Raw genomic sequence first — 23,068 nt, forward strand, 5'->3', positions numbered from 1 at the left:
ATATAAGTGTATTGCTATCTTTTTTATTTTTTTGTATGACAAATTATTTATTTCTTTTCGTTCTATCTGTCAAATTTATTTCCTGTTCACGTTTACCATATAACTGATTAATTTCATTTGCTACTGCATCTAAATATGAATCGGAAAAAATAGGCTTCTTTTCTTTAGACATATGGGTCTCCTTTGCGGATTTTTAATATTCATTATGTATATTTCTCAGCGGATTATGCGCAATCATTTTAATTTTTTTCTTATTAAAAATTTTTGTTTACTTTTTGAAAATAAAGGAGTATTATAATCCACAGTTTCAATTTTCTAAATCGCTGAAACCGCATGGTACGGGGGACCCGTTTTTACGGATTAGTACATAATCCGATGGGGTGAATCCTTGAAAAAGGTAGGGCTACTCATAGGCCCGAATCCGACAGCTAACCTCGTAAGCGTTATATTGAGAAGGAAGGTGGAGCTTGTGCGACAAAAAAAATAATGTCTACAAGTCTATTTCGCTATGGCTTGTAGACATTTTTTGTTTTCTGAAGAAATAGTTTACTGGCTGTAACAAGCAGAAAAGTTCGTACAAAATTATTGGAGAGTGGACAGCATTGGTTTCATCTATTAAAAGATTTTTAATTGGAAGACCGTTAAAATCAACAGAGCTTGGAGAACAAAAGCTTAATAAAACGAAAGCTTTAGCTATTTTATCTTCTGACGCATTGTCATCAGTTGCTTACGGTCCAGAACAAATTTTAATTGCTTTAGCAGGTGTGGGAGCGATCGCTTATTGGTATTCCATTCCGATCGCTGTTGGGGTATTAGTATTATTGACAGCCCTTATTTTATCTTATCGTCAAATTATTTTTGCTTATCCGCATGGCGGGGGAGCGTATGTTGTATCAAAAGAAAATTTAGGGATGAATCCAGGCTTAATTGCTGGAGGATCTTTATTAGTCGACTATATTTTAACTGTTGCGGTAAGTGTATCTGCAGGTACAGATGCGCTAACATCTGCTTTTCCTAGTTTACATGCACATAATGTAATCATTGCGATTATATTTGTTATATTTATTACGATCTTAAATTTAAGAGGAGTAACGGAATCAGCTTCTGTTTTAGCATATCCTGTTTATTTATTTGTTTTAGCCCTATTTATATTAATTGGTGTAGGCATATATAATATTTTGACTGGTCACGTTTCACCAACTTTACACACGCCGATCGGAACGCCGGTTGCGGGTATTAGTTTGTTTTTACTGTTAAGAGCATTTGCATCAGGTAGTTCTGCTTTAACAGGTGTTGAAGCAATTTCAAATGCAATTCCGAACTTTAAAGATCCTGCGCCAAACAATGCTGCAAAAACATTGCTTGCAATGGGTGCATTACTTGCTGTGTTATTTTCAGGAATTGTATTTTTAGCTTATTATTACGGAGTAACGCCGAGTAAAGAAGTAACAGTTGTTTCTCAAATTGCTGAACAAACATTTGGACGTAATTTCATGTACTATTTCATACAAGGTACAACAGCTTTAATATTAATTCTCGCAGCTAATACAGGCTATTCTGCATTTCCTTTATTAGCGGTTAACCTCGCAAAAGATAAATTCATACCGAGAATGTTTACGATTAGAGGAGACCGTCTAGGTTACTCAAACGGTATTATAATACTTGGAGTTGCTTCGATTATTTTAATTGTAGCTTTCCAAGGACAAACAGAACATTTAATTCCGTTATATGCAGTAGGTGTATTTATTCCATTTACACTTTCTCAAACAGGGATGGTATTAAAGTGGCTTCGTGAAAAACCTGAAGGATGGGCTTTAAAATTAACGGTTAATTTAATTGGTGCAGTTATTAGTTTTATCGTAATGAGCATGTTCTTTTTAACTAAATTTGCACAAGTTTGGTCGATTCTTATTTTCTTACCAGTTATTATCTTCTTATTCCATCGAATTAAGAAGCATTATGATGCAGTGGGTGATCAATTAAGTTTAAAAACTTGCGAGCCTCTTATTCCAATTGAGGGGAATGTAATTGTCGTTCCTGTAGCAGGTATGACGCATGTAGTAGAAAATTCATTGAACTATGCGAAATCTCTTTCTGCAGATCAAGTTATCGCTGTATATGTTGCTTTTGACAGAGAAGAGGAAAAGAAATTTGAAGAGAAATGGAAGGTGTGGCAACCTGAAGTAAGGCTTGTTACATTACATTCTCATTATAGAAGTATTATTCAGCCACTAACGAAGTTCATTGATACAGTGCAATATAAGGCAAGTGAATCGAATTACCGCGTTACGGTCGTGATACCACAGTTCATTCCGAAAAAAGGTTGGCATAACATTCTTCATAATCAATCCAGTTTACTCATACGTGCGTATTTACTTTATAAAAGAAATGTTGTTATTACGACAGTTCCATATCATTTAAAAAAATAAGAAGATTTTTGAAGGATAGCTTCGTGAAAATGAAGCTATCCTTTTTGTGTATATGCTATGCATAATTGCATATGGGTTTAAAAAGTTATATGGATATAATTTTATTAGTTATTTATAAGTAGTGTTTTCTGTTGTGATATATAGATATTTCAATCGATAAAGTGAATCGGATTATATTTTGAAATAAGGACATGAAAGCTTGGAAATAAAGGGAATGAAAATACTTCTTTACGTTATATAAACAGCTGTGTTTAAATGACCTTACAGTACAAAACATATATGAAAACAAAACGGAATTTCATATTTACTTACGTTATTAAGTTTAAAATGAATAATATTTTTATGTAGTATATTCACTGTATCGATGTGGAAAATGAGGGTCGATAGAAAATTTATGCAATGTTATTCATACTAAGCACATATGAAAAATTTTATAACAATAAGTAAGTACTGTAGCAATAACAGTTGGGAGAGATGGTTCGTACGTCAATCAAGGTGAGTACGTCCTCTATTTTAACCATCTTAAATTATATGCAAGAAAATAGAATAATAAAATGCGATAGTAATAGTTGCTAATACATAGGAGGAGTTAAAGTGAAAAAGACTTTAATTACAGGGTTATTGGTTACAGCAGTATCTACGAGTTGCTTCATTCCTGTAAGCGCTTACGCTAAGGAGGGGCAAACAGAAGTGAAAACAGTATATGCGCAAAATGTAATTGCTCCAAATACATTATCCAATTCAATTAGAATGTTAGGATCACAATCACCGCTTATTCAAGCATACGGATTAATTATCTTGCAACAGCCAGACATTAAGGTAAATGCGATGAGTAGCTTAACGAATCATCAAAAGTTTGCAAAGGCGAATGTACGAGAATGGATTGATGAATATAATCCGAAGCTAATTGACTTAAATCAAGAGATGATGAGATACAGCACTAGATTTAATAGCTATTATAGTAAGCTCTATGAACTAGCAGGAAACGTAAATGAAGATCAGCAAGCAAAAGCAGATTTTATGAGTGCATATGGAAAATTACAATTGCAAGTACAAAGCATCCAAGAGAGTATGGAGCAAGATTTATTAGAGTTAAATCGATTTAAAACAGTATTAGACAAAGATAGTAACAACTTATCAATTAAAGCCGATGAAGCAATAAAAACACTGCAAGGATCCAGTGGAGATATTGTGAAATTAAGAGAAGATATTAAAAGAATTCAAGGGGAAATTCAAGCTGAACTAACTACTATTTTGAATAGACCTCAAGAAATCATTAAAGGTTCTATTAATATCGGTAAACAAGTATTTACAATCACAAATCAAACTGCACAAACGAAAACAATCGATTTTGTTTCTATCGGTACTTTAAGTAATGAAATTGTAAATGCTGCAGATAGTCAAACGAGAGAAGCAGCTCTTCGCATTCAACAAAAGCAAAAAGAGTTATTGCCACTTATTCAAAAGTTATCACAAACTGAAGCAGAGGCGACTCAAATTACATTCGTTGAAGATCAAGTAAATAGCTTTACAGAATTAATTGATCGTCAAATTATAACTTTAGAAACGTTATTAACGGATTGGAAAGTTTTAAATAATAATATGATTCAAATTCAAAAGAATGTTGAAGAAGGCACGTATACAGACAGTAGTTTACTTCAAAAACATTTCAATCAAATTAAAAAAGTAAGTGATGAAATGAATAAGCAAACAAATCAATTTGAAGATTACGTTACAAACGTTGAAGTACATTAAACAGAAAAATAATTAGCGATATAGGGAGAGAAGAAAAATGACAAAAAAACCTTATAAAGTAATGGCTCTATCAGCACTTATGGCAGTATTTGCAGCAGGAAATATTATGCCGGCTCATACGTATGCAGCTGAAAGTACAGTGAAACAAGCTCCAGTTCATGCGGTAGCAAAAGCTTATAATGACTATGAAGAATACTCATTAGGACCAGAAGGCTTGAAAGATGCAATGGAAAGAACAGGTTCAAATGCTTTAGTAATGGATCTGTACGCTTTAACAATTATTAAACAAGGTAATGTTAACTTTGGAAATGTATCGTCTGTTGATGCGGCTTTAAAAGGGAAAGTAATTCAGCACCAAGATACAGCTAGAGGAAATGCGAAGCAATGGTTAGATGTATTAAAACCACAGCTTATTTCAACAAATCAAAATATCATTAACTACAATACGAAATTCCAAAACTATTATGATACTTTAGTTGCTGCAGTTGATGCAAAGGATAAAGCGACTCTTACGAAAGGCTTAACTAGATTATCAAGTAGTATTAATGAAAATAAAGCACAAGTGGATCAGTTAGTAGAAGACTTGAAGAAATTCCGAAATAAAATGACTTCGGATACGCAAAACTTCAAGGGTGATGCAAATCAAATTACATCTATATTAGCTAGTCAAGATGCAGGAATTCCGCTTCTGCAAAATCAAATTACAACGTACAATGAAGCAATTAGTAAATATAATGCAATTATTATCGGTTCATCTGTTGCGACAGCTCTAGGACCAATTGCAATTATCGGTGGTGCAGTAGTTATTGCTACGGGCGCAGGAACACCGCTAGGAGTAGCATTAATTGCAGGTGGTGCAGCAGCTGTAGGCGGTGGTACAGCTGGAATCGTATTAGCGAAGAAAGAGCTTGATAATGCACAAGCAGAAATTCAAAAGATAACAGGACAAGTTACAACTGCGCAATTAGAAGTAGCAGGATTAACGAACATTAAAACACAAACAGAGTATTTAACAAATACAATTGATACTGCAATTACAGCGTTACAAAATATTTCAAACCAATGGTACACAATGGGATCAAAATACAATTCTTTACTTCAAAATGTAGATTCTATTAGTCCAAACGACCTAGTTTTCATTAAAGAAGATTTAAACATTGCGAAAGATAGCTGGAAAAACATTAAAGACTATGCAGAAAAGATTTATGCTGAAGATATTAAAGTAGTAGATACGAAAAAAGCATAATTGAATACGAATCGTTAGAGCGTTAAGTGTTGATGAATGATTTGAAGCTCCTGTTCAGTTGTGAGCAGGAGCTTTTAATATCCTTATAAGGAGAATAGGTGAAAAATATGCAGAAAAGTTTTTATAAAAAATGTCTTTTAGCGGTAATGATTGCTGGGGTGGCAACAAGTAACGCATTTCCTTTACATCCTTTTGCAGCAGAACAAAATGTAAAGGTGCTACAAGAAAATGTGAAAAACTATTCTCTTGGACCAGCTGGATTCCAAGATGTAATGGCACAAACGACATCAAGTATATTTGCAATGGATTCATATGCAAAATTAATTCAAAATCAACAAGAGACGGATTTAAGTAAAATAAGTTCGATTAATAGTGAATTTAAAGGGAATATGATTCAGCATCAAAGAGATGCAAAAGTTAATGCAGCATATTGGTTAAATAATATGAAGCCTCAAATTATGAAAACGGATCAAAATATTATTAATTACAATAATACTTTTCAATCGTATTATAATGACATATTAATAGCGATTGATCAAAAGGATAGCGGAAAATTAAAAGCGGATTTAGAAAAGTTGTATGCGGATATTGTAAAGAATCAAAATGAGGTAGATGGATTATTAGGAAATTTGAAAGCTTTTCGCGATAGAATGGCGAAAGATACAAATAGTTTTAAAGAGGATACAAATCAGTTAACATCAATATTGGCAAGTACGAATGCTGGTATTCCAGCTCTAGAGCAACAAATAAATACATATAACGATTCGATTAAAAAGAGTAATGATATGGTCATTGCTGGTGGCGTACTTTGCGTAGCGCTAATAACATGTCTTGCTGGCGGGCCGATGATTGCGGTTGCGAAAAAAGATATCGCAAATGCAGAAAGAGAAATAGTTAATTTAAAAGATAGAATTTCAGGAGCACAAGCAGAAGTCGTAATTTTGACTGATATAAAAAATAAAACAACAAACATGACAGAAACAATTGATGCAGCAATTGCAGCACTGCAAAATATATCAAATCAATGGTATACAGTAGGTGCAAAATATAATAATTTACTACAAAACGTAAAAGGAATTAGTCCGGAAGAGTTTACGTTTATAAAAGAAGATTTACATACAGCGAAAGATAGCTGGAAAGATGTAAAGGATTATACAGAAAAATTACATGAAGGTGTGGCAAAGTAAACAGTGGACTAGTTCTGCTGTTTATTTTTTTATCCTGTTTTTTTGAGAAATAAATTTTTAAAGAATCATTATAGACTTTTACTTTATTAGTATTAAGTGAAACTTATTCACTTAATTTCCTATCAGAAATTATAAAGTGAAAACAGAACATGAAATACGCAAAAAATATCACAGGGCAGATTCTCAAAATATTTCAAAATCCACCCTGTGATCATATACTCATTTACAAGTGAAAATAATTAATACCCTAAAATATCTACTTCAGCTGCTGAAGCAAATCCATTCTGTCCTTTCGTTACTTCCACTTTTACATACTTTGCAGTAACTGGGGTAAATGTTGCCGTTTTCTTATCACTATTATTTTCCCATGTTCCTGATGATATTTTGTCATACGTAATGCCATCTACACTCGTATAAATATTGTAAGTTAAAATACGGCCATTTTCTGACCAATCTTGCCTTGGAAGATATGCCAATTGTGAAATGGTACGTGTATCACCAAGTTCTAGTGTCAAATTGTAAGGATATTGATTTGGTGTCCAAGTACTATGCCAAAATGTATCTGTTTTTCCATCTATTGCCTTACTAGCTGAGCCCGTTGATTCCTCACTATTTGCACTTGCCTTCATTATTTTTTTTGACAATACAGCAAGTGGTTTAACAGGTTTAGCATCCGTCGCTTCCCATATAGGTGCAATTAATGTTGGGTTGTTTAAAGCTTCTACTTTTTGTCTCGTTTCTTGTGTTGCTTTTAATCCCCATTTATCAAAGAATGGCAGTACATTTTGTTTTGCTATTTTCGATGTATTGTAAATAAATGCCTGTATTTTATCCTCGTCTGTTTTGGGAAGTTGATCCTCTGGTATCTCACGATATAATTTGTGGAGATTTGGATAAAAATCATCCCCATATGCCAAATGAAGTTGCCAAAGCATAACAAGTTTTACAAACAGGTCGTCAATATTTTTATATTCCTTATTTGTTTGTTTTAAATACGCAAAAGCTCTATTATAATCTCCCTCTGTATCTAAACGTGTTGGTATATTTGGGTATATTTTCTTGAATGCAGCTAAAGAATATAGATTATTAGTTACTTCACCCATACCTCTTAAATCATTCCACGTCCATGGATATTGTTGTCGTGCATGTCCCGCTTCATGCATTTGTCCCCACCCAAACTCATTGACATTTAAAGTGCTTTTGATAGCTTCACCAGCAGTCGTAAAGACGGCTCCATCCCAACTTGCATACATGCCCCAACTTTGTGCGTTAGGATTTTCTACAAAGGCCCAAATACGACGAGTTGAACGATGTAAAGGATTAGGATCTGTTTCAGATAGCCCTGCTAACTTGTCTTGCGCTCGAATCATTTCATCATATTTATTTAATAGGGGCACAGGATCTTGATTTACAATATATTTATTGGCACTATCACGAGTTACAGTTAGCACCGCTCGTTCTGATTTCAATTGTACTGCATGTGCATTTGGATAGTTGTTCATCATGGCAATCCAGTCTGCTTTTGTGTGTTTCCCTAATACAAAGAAAGGAATAGGGCTACCGCCTTGCGTTACTTGCACCTTAACTGTTCCTGTGCTTTGAAAATTATCTAACCCTAATACGCCGCCGTTTGGTGAAGAGATAGTATTAGAGCCCGGAGAAAGATCAATTTCTTTTCCCCATTCTTTATCATATTGATGTGTCCCAATAATGGCTCTAATCTTTTGCGTTCCTGATACTGTAATTGTAACCTGTTCATTAGGTTTCACATATATGCCTGTTGGCATATAATTTTTTTGCTCACTTCTTTTTTCTCTTTTTGCTTCATCCCAAAAACTTCCTGTACCTGGAAGGTCAAACTCTCTTTGTTCAAATTGAGTTGCAGTTTGTGCAGTTTCAGCATGTACATCTAAATTGTTTGACATAATAGGTGTAAATAACGTGGTTGCTAAAATAGCAGATGTTGCAAACACCTTTATAGTTTTTTGTAATCTACAATTCTTTCTTCTGTTCATATAGATCAGTCCCTTCGTTAAAATTCATTATTACTTACATACGAAATATCAGTTTTTTCACTAATGCCGAAAGTGGATTTTTTAAATTCACACTTATAAAAAAATGTTGATGATATTTTTAGATGAGTAAAAAAAGCATAGTAACACTTCAAGTTCCCTTCCTGATTAATTTAGAAACACATTACCTTCATTGATTTTTTTAATCACTCCTCTAAGTAAACAATTAAGATAAATGTCCTATCTCAAAGCTCCTTTCCTAATTTTGGGATTACGAATTAAGTATAGTTCAAAAATAAAGTTATACAATTGAGAAAAATTAAAATGTTAAAAAATTACATTCTCGTAAAAATTTTAACATTTACTAAAAAATATTTGTTATAGAGAGGAGATTCACATACCCATCAAGCTAAACTTTTGAAATATCTCCAAAACGAAAATTCTATCTCTTCATAATTATTCATACAATCCGATTCAGTTTTCCTTTCTATGGGGGCAATTTAACTCTTAACTTGATGGGCATGTGGCGTTACCTCTAGGAGATAGCTTCATCTAGATAGGATAATGTAAACATGAAAAAATGGGTAAAGTGGAAACACGTTTGTTTATTTGCAAAATGAATAAAAAGAAAACCCCCTTGCAGATAAATGTAAGGGGGTTTTTTTGAGTAGTAATTTCGTATCCATGTGTGCGTAAAAATTTTTCCGTTATCGCTCCCTTTGATAGAATCCATTTTCATATAGGTTTTTTACTGAATTTTTTTAAAAATTAAATTTTACGGCTTGATAATTCGTTCAAAATGATTTAATCTTATTTCAAATGATATGTTTATCTATCAAAAATGCTTTTGTAAAGATAAAGGAGTGATTGAGAATGTTAAACGTCCCATTGATGGTAAGCCTTTAGGTGCAGCAGCATTGAAAAGGTTGGGAAGAAATGAGTGAGCTTTCACAATAAAGAACTCTATAACTTTATGTAATGTTTGATACCTTCGATTAGATTTTTTGAAAAACAAACTAATATTAATTGAATCAAAGTTTAGAAAGTAAATATATGAGTAGTAGAAAAAATCCATTAGTTGTTATCATGTCTTGATGAAAAACGTAAAAAATAGGCAAGAGAAATTCTGAGAAAGCCTGTTCAGAAAGTATGGTATAAAAGCAGGTTAGTGAGAGGAATTCAAAACCAATTTGATAAAAGCGAGGTAAATAATATGACTTTTGAAGAAAAATTACAAGCATATGCAGAACTTACGGTGAAAATCGGTGTTAATATTCAACCAGGGCAATACTTATTAGTCAATACATCAGTAGATGCATTGGATTTCGCCCGTATAGTTGTCAAAGAGGCTTATAAGGCTGGGGCAGGGCGTGTTCATGTTAATTTTTCGGATGAAGAAATGGAACGTGCTTACTTTGATTATGCCTCAGATGAAGAATTTAATCGCTTCCCAGAGTGGATAGTCAAAATGAATGATGAGCTGATCGAACGTAAAGGAGCACTATTAATGATAGATGCTACAGATCCTGATAAATTTACAGGTATTTCATCTGAGCGTCTAGCTACCTATCAAAAGGTAGCAGGAGCTGCTCTGAGAAACAATCGCAACGCCGTAATGAAGGATTCAATAGCTTGGTCGATGGTAGCAGTTCCTTCACCAAAGTGGGCATCGAAGGTGTTCCCGGATTTAGCAGCTGAGGATCAAGTACCAGCATTATGGGAGGCTATTTTTAAAGCTGTTCGTATTGGTGAAGGCAGTGCTATTGAAAAATGGCGTGAACATGTAACAAATTTAGAATCTCGTGCGGTCCTACTGAACAATAAAAAATATATGAAGCTTCACTATACAGCGCCAGGTACTGATTTAACAATTGCATTAGCACCACAGTATAAATGGATTACTGGAGGTGGTAAAACTCCTGATGATACTATCTTCATGGCTAATATGCCGACAGAAGAGGTTTATACGTTACCGATGAAACAAGGTGTAAATGGCTATGTAAGCAATACAAAACCACTAGTTTATCAAGGGAATATTATCGATGGCTTTAAACTGACATTTGAAGAAGGAAAAATTGTTAAAGCTGAAGCACAGGTAGGACATGATTTATTACAAGAGCTTATTAATGTGGATGAAGGCTCTTGCTATTTAGGTGAAGTAGCACTTGTACCACATGAATCACCAATTTCAGCATCGGGAATTTTATATTTTAATACATTGTTTGATGAAAATGCATCGAACCATTTAGCGATTGGTAAAGCTTATCCAACTTGCTTAGAGGGTGGAAGAGATTTAGAAAACGATCAGCTTGAAACGTTAGGTGCAAATATTTCAGTAACACATGAGGACTTTATGATTGGCAGCAGTGAGATGGACATCGACGGTATTCTATCAGATGGAACTGTAGAACCAATTTTCCGTAAAGGTAGCTGGGCATTTTAAGTTTTTAATTTGAAGAAAGGAGTAGAGTGGATGAAGCGATTAGCATAATCGGTGCAACTATATAGGTGTTTCATCTGCTTTTGCTCAGGCTGAAAACTAGCTCTTTAATTAGAAGTAAAATGCATGCAAAGGAGATAGGCCAATGAATTTCTGGGAAGTTGTTTTGATAATTGTAAATTTTAGTCTATTGAGTTGGGTACTGTTAGTAGGCGGGGAAACGAAAAAGTGGTCTAAATTAGCTACTTTGGTTGCCGTTGTAATGGTTACAGTTCAGTTATTGGCAGAAGGTTTTAGGTGGCAGATGATTCCGGCATATGTATCCCCAGTTATCTTAATTTTATGCTATTTATTAACTGGGCGGAAAAAGGGTTTTAGAAGTTCGGGTATATTCATAGTTAAGACTTCGTTGCTATGTATCTATTTGTCTGTAGCAGTTGCGCTACCCTTACTTATGCCAGTATTTTCATTTGAAGAACCAACTGGACCGCATAGGGTCGGTACGAAGGTATATCATTGGATTGATCATCAGAGAAATGAACCATATTCGAAAAATCCAACCGATTGGCGCGAACTGATGGTGCAAATTTGGTATCCTGCAGCTGAAAAAAGCAAGGGGGATCGAGAACCTTATATTCGTAACATAAATGAGCTCTCCAAGGGATTGGAAAAAAAATTGTCCATTCCTGCATTTGCATTCAGCCACATGGAATTGGTAAAGTCTCATTCGTTTATGGATTTACAACTCTCAGACTCAGAGAATCACTATCCCATATTACTTTTCTCTCATGGTTTTAATGGTTTTCGTAATCAAAACACGTTTCAAGTTGAGGAGTTGGCTAGTCAAGGGTACATTGTTCTAAGTATCGATCATACCTTTGATGCTGCAGCTACCGTCTTTCCAGATGGTCGAACTGCTTACGTACAGCCCATCAATTTAACTGATGAAGGGGATAGCCACATAAAATTATGGGAGGAAGATGTCAGCTTTGTCCTTAATCAGATAGAGAAACTTAACCAAAACGATGAGACCGGCTTCTTTACAGGAAGACTGGATACATCGCGAATTGGAATGTTTGGCCACTCTTACGGTGGAGCTACCGCAGCACAAATACTTGCAAAAGATTCTCGTGTCAAAGCAGCTATCAATATGGATGGTACATTCTATGGGGAAACTTTTCCTGAAAATGGAATTGGAAAACCGTTTCTGCTCATGAGTGCAGAAGAGCCTGATGAAGCAGATCCCTATGAAGTGAGGGAGCGATACGGACGTGGGTTAGCTGGTGGTGGTATGTCAATGCTCATTCCTCATACGGATCATACAAGCTTCACTGATTTACATTTGTTCTCCCCTGTGTTGCAGAGCACAGGTGAAAATCCAAAGGAAGTTCATCGTATTATCAACGAATTCAGTCTGGCATTTTTTGACCAGTATGTAAAACAGAAGGATGACGGCCCCATCCTTAAAAGGCTGATGACCAAATACCCGGAAGTGAATTTTAAAATAAACCGATAACTTTATGCAGAAAGTAACTCGTACCATTTCCTTTGGCTCTTGTATTTATTACATTAAAGAATTTAATTTCTTCATCGTTATCTAAATAATGAAATGCTAAAAATGAAACATTCAAAGTGCTATCAGTTTCAGTAATATAATTCTTTTTGAAAAGCTACATTCAGCAGCTGGACACTTTATTTGAGATTGTTTATTATAATATCAAATGATATATTTATCTATCAAAAATGACGACTTTATACAGAAAAAGGGAGAGATTGACGATGAAGAAAGACTTGTCAGCGTTGAAGGAAGCGAGATTTAATGCAATTCTTGATTCAGCTACTATATTGCTTGTTGAAAATCCTACTGCTTCGATGAATGAAATTGCGGAATATGCGGGAATTGGAATTGCTACACTCCATCGCTACGTCGAAAGCAGGGAGAAATTGATGCTGTTCTTGGGCCATCGGGCTATACAACTGGTAAGTGATACTGTAAACCAGATTCCACTGGATGAGGAAAGAAGCGAAAACTATATCCCGGAACTCATTGAAGCGTTAATCCCTTTAGGTGACAAAATCTATTTTCTCGGTCATGATGCATCTGTATTTAACAACAAAGAATTAGGTGAAGCAGAAGAGAAGCTGAGGGAACCCTTAAGACGCGTTATTGAATTGCTACAACAAAGAGGTTACTTTCAGCAAACAGTTAGCAGTGAATGGATTTTGAATACGCTTTATGCTCTGCTTTTCCATACCTGGGAACAGGTACATGAAGGAAATGTGGCTAAAAAATCTGCTGCAGAGCTTGTTTTAAATACATTTTATTATGGTTTCAAAGCTAAGGATGAATTGAGAGGGAAGTGAACTGATTCAAATCCATGATAATTAATATTAATAATATAGAAAGTGAAAAGGAGCAATAGGATAATGAATAAAATCTCTATTGTAAAGGCTGTTCATCAATCCATGGTCGGCGCCCAGCTAAATGTAATGGCATTGGAATACATGGCGTTTCCACTTGCAGGATCTGAGGAGAAGAACACAGTCGATTGGACATTTTGTAAGCTATGGCGGCAGGAGAACAACCGTTTCAGTCATCAATACGCTTATGAAGCTCAAATGGACGGGAAAACTTTAGGGATGATTACTTGCTATCCCATACCCGTTTTAAATCGTCTTGCCTGGCCCACTTTTAAACAGCTGCTTTCGTTCCGAAAGCTGGGTTTTGTTGTTTATAACATTCTGAATATCAAAATGCTTTATTCCATGTTTACCTTGAAGGAGGGAGAAGATGATGAGTTTCACATCGGAACAATTGCCTTACTGCCCGAAAGTCGAGGACTAGGGATAGGTACCAGACTAATTGAATTTGCTGAGGAACAAGCTTCGCTGCAAGGCTTTGCCAAATGCTCTCTGACGGTAAAGAAAGAGAACCAACTTGCCATTAAATTGTATCAGAGGATAGGCTACCAGATTACAGGTGAAATCAATAAACCAAAGTTATCGTTGTACAGAATGGTCAAAAACGTAGAACCTTACAACCATTTATAAAAAATTTGTACAGTATTAGGGTACCGCCACATTGCTCATCAACTTAAGAATTTAGAATTACCCCAAAACGAAAAAATGGACTTTTTGTACAAGTTGACACAAAATTTCGTTTTGGAGGTACTAAAAAATTTTAGCTTGATAGTGATGGGGGCCTCTATATAAAAAAACACAGTTTACACTCAAACTGTGTTTTTTCGACGTACAATGATTTATTAATATCTCTTTTTATTTACTTATATACGTACAGCTGTACCACTTACAGCAACCATTAACATTCCATCACGAACAACTTCGTAATCTACATCAATACCAACGATAGCGTTCGCACCTTTTTGTTTTGCAAGTTCTTTCATTTCGTCCATCGCAATATCACGGGCTTCTTTTAGCTTACTTTCATAAGCACCAGCACGGCCACCAACAACATCACGAACTGAAGCGAATAAATCGCGTACAATGTTTGCACCCATAATAGCTTCCCCATTTACAATATCAATATACTCAATAATCTCTTTACCTTGAATTCCAGAAGTCGTTGTTACAATCATGACTGACACTCTCCTAATATATTATAATTTTTGATTAGCTTTCTTATGGCTTTCTTATGCCGTAGAAAAAGTGGTTCTGTTGCCAAGAATACTCGATAGAAACATAGAGCATTTTTGCATTAAAACTTGCAATTGTCTAACATATGTTTTCCTATGACATATGCAATTGAATAAAAGTAATAGAATTATTTAGCATATGTATCGCCATAACATATGCAAGGGATCTGTTAGAAATAAGATAAGCCGCAGTAAGTATCACCGCGCCAGGTAGATATATAGCATAATCCGAAAGCTGGTTCGTATGAAGGAATGTAAAAATTAGAATCGAAATGATAGATGCAATAGCAGTACCAATATAATGTGAAAAACGATTTAATATTATATAACGAAATATAATTTCTTCAAGTATTGGACCGAGAATACCAAATACAAGTAATGTAAATATAAGAGGTATCTCCGCGCCCGTTTCAAGGAGCTGTTCTTGATTCTCTGGCTGACCAAGTGCGAGAAAACGCATAACAGTCTGTTCTACAATTACCGTAAATAAAACCACCAGAGGAACACTTACTATTTTCAAAATTGTCTTCTCTTTAAAATAAGCAAAACTCTCAATAATTTCTTTCTTAAATAAAATTATTCCTATAATAGCAGGTACAGTAAAAGCAATGGCACTAATAATAAATTCTGAGTCAGCTAAATTGCTGTTAGTTAAAAGTGATAGGCCAAATAATATGAACCAGCCAAATTGAAGTAGTGTAAAGATTGTAAAAACTAGTAGCATATTAATTTCTTTTTTATTGGTTTGTATAAAGTTCACTTTGTTACCTCCATAATTAAATTACTTAGAATCTTTGATTTTTCTTTCTGCATTATGTTCTCCTTCTAAAATATATTTATATAAATATCGAACCGGACCGTTCGGTTCGGAAACTAATGATACTATAAGTTTCTAGTTTTTTAAACCCCTTTTATAAATTATTAATAAAATAAAAATGGTAAACAACAAATATATTTATATCTCAGTTGCTTATTTACAAGCAAATTTCAGTACTCATTAATTTTTGACAATTAGCTTTTTATAGAATGAAGTGATAAGGCTTTTAACTGCAAGGACTGCGGGAGATATCCTAATATACGAAGTGAAAGTGGGAGTAGTTCAAACACTTTAGCTAAACATATTAATAAAAATTATATATAATAATCATATGTCTATACGTTAAAATTAACTATATATTTTTACACCTCTACGATTTTAGGTAAAATTAGTTGTATAATATGACTGAATTAAACAATCGGTCATGTTATTTTAACAGAAAATTCGCTTAAGTTATATGGATAATATAATTTGATTAACTTCTTTTCAAATTGTATTGTTTGAGGTTTCCATAAGATAGGGATTGATAAGATATTTCTGTTCCGAACTTATTTATACTTACAAAAAAATTAAGAAAATAGAGGGTAAACATTACCTAGAATATTAGGATCGTTTTCATTAGGAGGATTACAAAGCATGACTAAAGTTGATAAGGTAAAAGAAAAAATTATTGAAACATCATTATATTTATTTAATACTAATGGGATAACTCGCACATCCATTCAGGATATAATGACAGCTACTGAGTTACCTAAAGGATCTATTTATCGTAGATTTAAAAGTAAAGAAGAAATTGTCCTTGCTGCCTACGACAAAAGTGGTGAGATTATGTGGAGTCATTTTCATAAAGCAATGGAAAATAAAAAGAATGCAATTGATAAAATCCTTGCAATATTCCTTGTATATCAAGATGCAGCTAATAATCCTCCTATTGCTGGAGGCTGTCCATTACTTAATAGCGCAATTGAAAGTACTGGAGTATTTCCAGAATTACAAAAAGCAGCAGCAAAAGGCTATGATGATACAGTAATGTTAATGGCTTCTCTCATAAAAGAAGGAATAAAGAAACAAGAACTTAAAGAAGATATAGACATTATATCACTCGCTTCTTTTCTTGCCTCTTCAATGGAGGGAGCTATTATGGCAAGTCGAGTATCTAACGATAATATACACCATCATTACTTTATTGAACAAATAAAACATCATCTTTTCACTTATTCTAAATAAGTGGGAACTTGCTTGTTTTCATCCGATTTTTATAAAGTTAAATTGAATACATACCCCTTATGGACAGTATCTTTTGTTTATGAGGGATATTTGAATAGATTTTAACAAAGGTAGTCTTTAGATGATGTTTCATGTTTCTTATTGAACGATTTCATTATATATAATAAGCGTAATAGAAGTTCAGTTAAATAAAATTCGGTAGTCGAATTTTTTTGCATAAAGCTGTATAATGCTTGTAACGAAAGGGAAATACAGGAAGGGATTTGTAATGAGTTACTATGGAAAAAGATAAACAACAATTAAGCGTTGAAGTTGCAAGATTATATTATCAATCAGATTATAGTCAGCAAGAAATTGCTAACAAATTAAATATTTCAAGACCGACGATTTCTAGATTGTTAAAGTACGCGAAAGAAAAAGGGTTTGTTCAAATTAGCATCGCCGATCCATTTGCGGATTTAGATAACGTTGGGAATTTACTGAAAGAAAAGTACAACTTGTTAGAGGCACATGTTGTGTTTTCTCCAGTACCGGAATATGCAACGATTACAGAGTATATAAGTAAATATGCTGCTGAGTATATGGAAAAGACGGTTAAAAACGGTGATATTGTTGGTGTAAGCTGGGGAATGACGATGTATGAAATCGCTAGAAAAATCGTACCGCAACATGTAAAAGGGGTAGAGGTTGTCCAGTTAAAAGGCGGTATTAGTCATTCGAGTGTAAATACATATGCGAATGAGACGATAGCTTTATTTGCAGATGCTTTTCAAACGACGCCAAGAAATCTACCTCTTCCAGTTATATTTGATAATGCAGTGACAAAAGAATTAGTAGAGCAGGATCGACATATTCATCACATTATTGAAATGGGGAAACAAGCGAATATTGCAGTTTTCACTGTAGGAACAGTGCGAGACGAAGCGCTATTATTCCGATTAGGTTATTTCGATAAGGATGAAACAAGTTTACTCAAAAAACAATCGGTCGGTGACATTTGTTCACGTTTCTTTGATGGAGACGGAAATATTAGTAGCGAAGAGATTAATCAGCGTACAATTGGAATTGAGTTAGAGGAACTGAAATTAAAGAAACGCTCTATTTTAGTTGCAGGTGGTAATAGAAAAATAAAAGCAATTGATGGTGCGTTACGTGGCGGGTATGCAAATGTATTAATTATCGATCAGCATACAGCAAAAGAACTGTTACATTATCAAAAAGGTTAGAAATAAAAGGAGTTCTCAAAATGTTAATTTTGAGAACTCCTTTTATTTTGTTATGTATGAATGATAGGAGTCTTTTTTGAACACAAATTGCCTTTTTAAAAATAATTATGGATATGGAGATACATACTACCATTGTTAACATAGAAAATTTGATTATATATGAAGTGTTCTTTGTTAGAATGCGCTTTATTTACTACAAGAAAATGCCTTTTAAAAAATAATGAACAAAATTTCAAAAGTGTATTTACATTTGTTCAACTAAGAGTTAGAATGAAGTTGTTAAAAGATATGAGGAGTGAAGATAATGAACATTGCAAAGTTAATTGACCATACAATTTTAAAAGCTAATACTACTAAAGAAGATGTTATGAAAGTAATCGAAGAAGCAAAGGAATATAAATTCGCTTCTGTTTGTATTAACCCAACATGGGTAAAATTAGCGGCTGATGAACTAGCTGGACATGATGTAGACGTTTGTACTGTAATCGGTTTCCCATTAGGAGCAAGCACTACTGAAACAAAAGCATTTGAAACAAAAGATGCTATCGCAAAAGGTGCAACTGAAGTTGATATGGTAATCAACGTAGGCGCTTTAAAAGATGGCGACAACGAGTTCGTTGAAAAAGATATTTATGAAGTAGTACAAGCAGCAAAAGGAAAAGCGCTTGTAAAAGTAATCATTGAAACTTGCCTATTAACAGATGAAGAGAAAGTACGCGCTTGTGAATTATCAGTAAAAGCTGGTGCTGACTTCGTAAAAACTTCAACTGGATTCTCAACTGGCGGAGCAACTGCTGAAGACATCGCATTAATGCGCAAAACAGTTGGACCAAACGTTGGTGTAAAAGCATCTGGTGGCGTTCGTACACGTGAAGATGCAGACAAAATGGTAGCTGCTGGAGCTTCTCGCGTTGGAGCAAGTGCTAGTGTTGCAATCGTATTAAATGATGCAAAAGGTGCTACAGATAACTACTAATCGATAAAAGCTTAAAGCAATAGATATACGTTTAAAGTATATCTATTGCTTTAATAATTGAAAAAAATGTAAGCGGATACGAATGGGAGGAAACGGCTTATGAAATACTTAATCGGTGTTTTTGGCCTCGTATTGATTTTAGGTATCGCTTGGCTTGCTAGTAATGATAGAAAGAAAGTCAAATATCGTCCAATCATAACGATGGTTATATTACAATTCATTTTGGGGTTTCTATTATTAAATACAAGTGTAGGGAATATATTAATTAGCGGGATAGCAGATGGTTTTGGAGAGCTATTAAAATATGCCGCTGACGGTGTGAATTTCGTATTTGGTGGATTAGTAAATCAAAAAGAGTTTTCGTTCTTTTTAAGTGTATTAATGCCAATCGTATTTATATCAGCCTTAATAGGTATTTTGCAACACATTAAAGTATTACCTATTATTGTGAAATCTATCGGTCTAGCATTAAGTAAAGTAAATGGAATGGGGAAACTAGAATCATATAACGCTGTTGCTTCTGCGATTTTAGGACAATCTGAAGTGTTTATTTCAGTTAAGAAACAACTAGGATTATTGCCAGAGAAAAGAATGTATACATTATGTGCATCTGCAATGTCTACCGTTTCAATGTCTATCGTTGGATCGTATATGGTGTTATTAAAACCACAATATGTTGTAACCGCTTTAGTGCTTAACTTATTCGGTGGCTTCATCATTGCTTCTATCATTAACCCGTATGAAGTTACTGAGGAAGAAGATATGTTAGAAGTACAAGAAGAAGAGAAAAAGACTTTCTTTGAAGTATTAGGGGAATACATTATTGATGGATTTAAAGTTGCGATTACAGTAGCAGCTATGTTAGTCGGTTTCGTTGCTCTTATCGCATTCATTAATGCAGTATTTAAAGGTGTAATCGGTATTTCATTCCAAGAAATTCTTGGTTATGCATTTGCACCATTTGCATTTATTATGGGTGTACCTTGGCATGAAGCAGTTAATGCCGGAAATATTATGGCAACAAAATTAGTATCAAATGAATTTGTCGCTATGACAGATTTAGCACAAGGAAACTTTAATTTCTCAGATAGAACGACAGCGATTATCTCTGTATTCTTAGTTTCATTTGCAAACTTCTCTTCAATTGGAATTATTGCAGGGGCAGTTAAGAGCTTAAATGAAAAGCAAGGGAATGTAGTCGCAAGATTTGGTTTGAAATTACTTTTCGGTGCAACATTAGTAAGTTTCTTATCAGCAACGATCGTTGGCTTATTATTTTAATAGATTCATATCATATAAAAAGGAATGGTGATTGTAATGAGAATGGTAGATATTATTGCAAAAAAACGTGACGGCAAAGAATTAACGACTGAAGAAATCAAATTCTTTATTAATGGATATACAGACGGAAGTATTCCTGATTATCAAGTGAGTGCACTTGCAATGGCAATCTTTTTTAAAGATATGACAGATCGCGAACGTGCAGATTTAACGATGGCGATGGTTGAGTCTGGAGAAACGATCGACTTATCAGCAATTGAAGGAATTAAAGTAGACAAACATTCAACTGGCGGTGTTGGTGATACAACAACATTAGTATTAGGACCATTAGTAGCTGCTTTAGATGTACCAGTAGCAAAAATGTCTGGTCGTGGATTAGGACATACAGGCGGAACAATTGATAAATTAGAAGCGGTAGAAGGATTCCATGTTGAAATTACGAAAGAGCAGTTCATTGATATTGTAAACCGTGACAAAGTAGCTGTTATTGGACAAACTGGAAACTTAACACCTGCAGATAAAAAGATTTATGCATTACGTGATGTAACAGGAACAGTAAACTCAATTCCATTAATCGCGAGTTCAATTATGAGTAAAAAAATTGCAGCTGGTGCTGACGCAATCGTACTTGATGTAAAAACAGGTGCTGGCGCATTTATGAAAACAGAAGAAGATGCAAAAGAATTAGCTCATGCAATGGTGCGTATCGGAAATAATGTAGGACGTCAAACTATGGCTGTTATTTCAGACATGTCACAACCTCTTGGATTTGCAATTGGTAACGCTCTAGAAGTGAAAGAAGCGATTGATACGTTAAAAGGTGAAGGCCCAGAAGATTTAACGGAATTAGTACTTGTATTAGGAAGTCAAATGGTCGTACTTGCGAAAAAAGCAAATACGTTAGAAGAAGCTCGTGAAATGCTAATTGAAGTGATGAAAAACGGAAAAGCAACTGAGAAGTTTAAAGAGTTCTTAAGCAATCAAGGCGGAGATAGTTCAATTGTAGACAATCCAGAAAAAATGCCACAGGCGAAGTATGTAATTGATGTACCTGCAAAAACTTCAGGTGTTATTTCTAACATTGTTGCAGATGAAATTGGTATCGCAGCTATGCTACTTGGTGCTGGCCGTGCGACAAAAGAAGATGAAATCGATTTAGCAGTAGGATTAATGTTACGTAAAAAAGTTGGCGATGCAGTAAAAGAAGGCGAGCCATTCGTAACAATCTATGCAAATCGTGAAAATGTAGAAGATGTAAAAGCAAAAATTTACGAAAATATTTCTATCGCTGAAACAGCAGTGGCTCCTAAATTAGTTCATACAGTTATTACTGACTAATCATAATTACACATACTTTAAGGGGGAAATAATATGGATAAGAAAAAATATATCGAAGAAGCAAATAAGATGTTAGCAAAAGCATATATTCCGTATTCGAAATTTCCTGTTGGCGCAGCATTAGTTACGAAAGAAGGTAAAATCTATACTGGTTGTAATATAGAAAATGCTTCTTACGGTTTATGTAACTGTGCAGAAAGAACAGCGATCTTTAAAGCAGTATCAGAAGGAGAGCGCGACTTTAGTTACTTAGTTATTACAGGAGAAACTGATGGACCGATTTCACCATGTGGTGCGTGTAGACAAGTAATTGCTGAATTCTGTGATCCGAAAATGCCTGTATTACTAACGAATGTAAAAGGTGATGAAAAAGAAGTGACTGTTGAGCAATTACTTCCAGGTGCTTTCACAATTGACGATTTAAAATAAGTTAAAAAGCCATTTTGCAATTATTAATTGCAGAATGGCTTTTTTGTTCATATTCCGTTCATAAACTTTGCGTAAAATGATTGCAGCGAATATGGAAAGTTTACAGCAGGAGGAATATAATGAAGAAATTCTATAATGCGGCATGTAGTTACTTATTGGTTTATGATTTTGCTAAAAAAGTCATTTAAATAGATAGGAGTGGAAAGTATGATAGCACTTTTATCAAGTGTCATAGCGGTTTGTATGGCTGTTGGGGTAATGTTTCTACGTTTTAAAGCAGCGAAAAAGCCGGTAACGAAAAAGAAAATTATATTACCACCAATTTTTATGAGTACAGGCACGATGATGTACTTTTTACCAGATTTTCGATTAACATCGTTAGAAATAGTCGAGGCAATTAGTATAGGGATTATTTTCTCTATTTTTCTTATTAAAACAACTAAGTTCGAAATAAAAGGCGAACATATATTTATGAAACCGTCAAAAGCATTCATATTCATTTTAGTAGGCTTATTAGCTGTACGCGTGGCATTAAAGTCATATTTAAGCCAATCAATTGATTTGGCAGAGTTAAGCGGCATGTTTTTCTTACTAGCATTTGCGATGATTGTGTCGTGGAGAATTGCGATGTATCGCTCGTTTACTAAATTAGAAAAGACAATAAACAGAGCTGGAATTTCTATATAGGAAATCCAGCTCTGTTTATGTTTTATTGAAATTCTTTAGCGCGGAACTCATTTGCTTAATTTTAAACGTATTTGAGCATCTTGTAATGCAACTGGTGTAACGTTAAGACCATTCGAATCAACAATTTTTGTATTTAATAAAATGGAATCTAGGCTTCCACGAAATGTTTCTGTATAGTTTTGACGTAACATTTGTTGTTCTTGTTTTTCATCAACTGTTAATCCAGATGTTCTTTCTTTTTTTGATAATTCATTAATACGGAATAAAATGTTTTGCATTTGTTTTCACCTCTAGTTAGAATTAATTACATTAGTTACTTACTAATGTATAGTTATTTTAACCTATCTTTCATTAAGTGTCAACGT

General features: G+C 34.3%; 20 protein-coding genes and 1 riboswitch. Of the genes, 15 read left to right on the forward strand and 5 right to left on the reverse strand.

Annotated elements, in window-relative coordinates:
• Positions 1 to 43: 43 nt before the first annotated feature.
• Entirely contained in the window at positions 44 to 172 is a 129-nt protein-coding gene (locus tag ACQRBL_RS08910; protein ID WP_000031873.1) for a hypothetical protein, read from the reverse strand.
• Between the two features lie 139 nt (positions 173 to 311).
• Positions 312 to 458, forward strand: a riboswitch (cyclic di-AMP (ydaO/yuaA leader).
• Between the two features lie 144 nt (positions 459 to 602).
• Here ACQRBL_RS08910 and ACQRBL_RS08915 point away from each other — a divergent pair.
• The 4 genes from ACQRBL_RS08915 (at position 603) to ACQRBL_RS08930 (ending at position 6,617) form a co-directional block, all read left to right on the forward strand.
• The gene (locus tag ACQRBL_RS08915) at positions 603 to 2,429 is read left to right on the forward strand and encodes an APC family permease (protein WP_088025339.1); all 1,827 of its coding nucleotides are present in this window, start codon (positions 603 to 605) and stop codon (positions 2,427 to 2,429) included.
• 594 nt (positions 2,430 to 3,023) lie between these two features.
• A complete protein-coding gene (gene nheA, locus ACQRBL_RS08920; protein ID WP_153217679.1) occupies positions 3,024 to 4,184 on the forward strand; it encodes a non-hemolytic enterotoxin NHE subunit A in 1,161 nt (386 codons plus the stop codon).
• A 37-nt stretch (positions 4,185 to 4,221) separates the two neighbouring features.
• Positions 4,222 to 5,430, forward strand: a complete 1,209-nt coding sequence (nheB, locus tag ACQRBL_RS08925; protein ID WP_000162968.1) for a non-hemolytic enterotoxin NHE subunit B — start codon at positions 4,222 to 4,224, stop codon at positions 5,428 to 5,430.
• A 107-nt stretch (positions 5,431 to 5,537) separates the two neighbouring features.
• The gene (locus ACQRBL_RS08930) at positions 5,538 to 6,617 is read left to right on the forward strand and encodes an HBL/NHE enterotoxin family protein (RefSeq protein ID WP_411995698.1); all 1,080 of its coding nucleotides are present in this window, start codon (positions 5,538 to 5,540) and stop codon (positions 6,615 to 6,617) included.
• Positions 6,618 to 6,856: 239 nt separating this feature from the next.
• Here the strand turns inward: ACQRBL_RS08930 and ACQRBL_RS08935 are convergent, their stop codons facing one another.
• Positions 6,857 to 8,632: a M60 family metallopeptidase gene (locus tag ACQRBL_RS08935; RefSeq protein WP_001081793.1), complete on the reverse strand. Its 1,776-nt coding sequence runs from the start codon at positions 8,630 to 8,632 to the stop codon at positions 6,857 to 6,859.
• A gap of 1,210 nt (positions 8,633 to 9,842) precedes the next feature.
• Between ACQRBL_RS08935 and ACQRBL_RS08940 the strand changes: the two genes are divergently transcribed.
• The 4 genes from ACQRBL_RS08940 (at position 9,843) to ACQRBL_RS08955 (ending at position 14,120) form a co-directional block, all read left to right on the forward strand.
• Complete coding sequence (locus tag ACQRBL_RS08940) at positions 9,843 to 11,072, forward strand: aminopeptidase (RefSeq protein ID WP_000141973.1); 1,230 nt, start codon at positions 9,843 to 9,845, stop codon at positions 11,070 to 11,072.
• A 142-nt stretch (positions 11,073 to 11,214) separates the two neighbouring features.
• Positions 11,215 to 12,585, forward strand: coding sequence for an alpha/beta hydrolase family protein (locus ACQRBL_RS08945; RefSeq protein WP_411995697.1), 1,371 nt, complete (start codon positions 11,215 to 11,217; stop codon positions 12,583 to 12,585).
• Positions 12,586 to 12,848: 263 nt separating this feature from the next.
• The gene (locus ACQRBL_RS08950; RefSeq protein ID WP_000710981.1) at positions 12,849 to 13,433 is read left to right on the forward strand and encodes a TetR/AcrR family transcriptional regulator; all 585 of its coding nucleotides are present in this window, start codon (positions 12,849 to 12,851) and stop codon (positions 13,431 to 13,433) included.
• 63 nt (positions 13,434 to 13,496) lie between these two features.
• Positions 13,497 to 14,120: a GNAT family N-acetyltransferase gene (locus ACQRBL_RS08955; RefSeq protein ID WP_001033856.1), complete on the forward strand. Its 624-nt coding sequence runs from the start codon at positions 13,497 to 13,499 to the stop codon at positions 14,118 to 14,120.
• Positions 14,121 to 14,353: 233 nt separating this feature from the next.
• Here ACQRBL_RS08955 and ACQRBL_RS08960 read toward each other — a convergent pair whose 3' ends face one another.
• Complete coding sequence (locus ACQRBL_RS08960; RefSeq protein WP_000637507.1) at positions 14,354 to 14,665, reverse strand: YbjQ family protein; 312 nt, start codon at positions 14,663 to 14,665, stop codon at positions 14,354 to 14,356.
• Between the two features lie 151 nt (positions 14,666 to 14,816).
• Positions 14,817 to 15,482: a CPBP family intramembrane glutamic endopeptidase gene (locus ACQRBL_RS08965; RefSeq protein ID WP_242265753.1), complete on the reverse strand. Its 666-nt coding sequence runs from the start codon at positions 15,480 to 15,482 to the stop codon at positions 14,817 to 14,819.
• A gap of 693 nt (positions 15,483 to 16,175) precedes the next feature.
• Between ACQRBL_RS08965 and ACQRBL_RS08970 the strand changes: the two genes are divergently transcribed.
• The 7 genes from ACQRBL_RS08970 to ACQRBL_RS09000 all read left to right on the forward strand — a co-directional run bounded on the left by ACQRBL_RS08970 (position 16,176) and on the right by ACQRBL_RS09000 (position 22,703).
• Positions 16,176 to 16,766 carry a TetR/AcrR family transcriptional regulator gene (locus ACQRBL_RS08970; protein WP_411995696.1) on the forward strand — a complete coding sequence of 197 codons (591 nt, stop codon included), beginning with the start codon at positions 16,176 to 16,178 and terminating at the stop codon, positions 16,764 to 16,766.
• Positions 16,767 to 17,044: 278 nt separating this feature from the next.
• The gene (locus ACQRBL_RS08975; RefSeq protein ID WP_000409787.1) at positions 17,045 to 17,992 is read left to right on the forward strand and encodes a sugar-binding transcriptional regulator; all 948 of its coding nucleotides are present in this window, start codon (positions 17,045 to 17,047) and stop codon (positions 17,990 to 17,992) included.
• Between the two features lie 304 nt (positions 17,993 to 18,296).
• The gene (gene deoC, locus ACQRBL_RS08980; protein WP_001017440.1) at positions 18,297 to 18,968 is read left to right on the forward strand and encodes a deoxyribose-phosphate aldolase; all 672 of its coding nucleotides are present in this window, start codon (positions 18,297 to 18,299) and stop codon (positions 18,966 to 18,968) included.
• Positions 18,969 to 19,067: 99 nt separating this feature from the next.
• Positions 19,068 to 20,249, forward strand: coding sequence for a NupC/NupG family nucleoside CNT transporter (locus ACQRBL_RS08985; protein ID WP_000876188.1), 1,182 nt, complete (start codon positions 19,068 to 19,070; stop codon positions 20,247 to 20,249).
• 36 nt (positions 20,250 to 20,285) lie between these two features.
• Positions 20,286 to 21,587: a pyrimidine-nucleoside phosphorylase gene (locus ACQRBL_RS08990; protein WP_001983022.1), complete on the forward strand. Its 1,302-nt coding sequence runs from the start codon at positions 20,286 to 20,288 to the stop codon at positions 21,585 to 21,587.
• Between the two features lie 33 nt (positions 21,588 to 21,620).
• The gene (locus tag ACQRBL_RS08995; RefSeq protein ID WP_000358521.1) at positions 21,621 to 22,016 is read left to right on the forward strand and encodes a cytidine deaminase; all 396 of its coding nucleotides are present in this window, start codon (positions 21,621 to 21,623) and stop codon (positions 22,014 to 22,016) included.
• 207 nt (positions 22,017 to 22,223) lie between these two features.
• Positions 22,224 to 22,703, forward strand: coding sequence for a CcdC family protein (locus ACQRBL_RS09000; RefSeq protein ID WP_000561070.1), 480 nt, complete (start codon positions 22,224 to 22,226; stop codon positions 22,701 to 22,703).
• A 47-nt stretch (positions 22,704 to 22,750) separates the two neighbouring features.
• On the opposite strand, the gene ACQRBL_RS09005 is transcribed toward ACQRBL_RS09000, so the two are convergent.
• Positions 22,751 to 22,981, reverse strand: coding sequence for a DUF896 domain-containing protein (locus tag ACQRBL_RS09005; RefSeq protein ID WP_001179618.1), 231 nt, complete (start codon positions 22,979 to 22,981; stop codon positions 22,751 to 22,753).
• Positions 22,982 to 23,068 lie beyond the last annotated feature (87 nt).

Origin of the sequence: Bacillus sp. AF62 (assembly GCF_050312695.1) — a bacterium.
GTDB lineage: Bacteria > Bacillota > Bacilli > Bacillales > Bacillaceae_G > Bacillus_A > Bacillus_A cereus.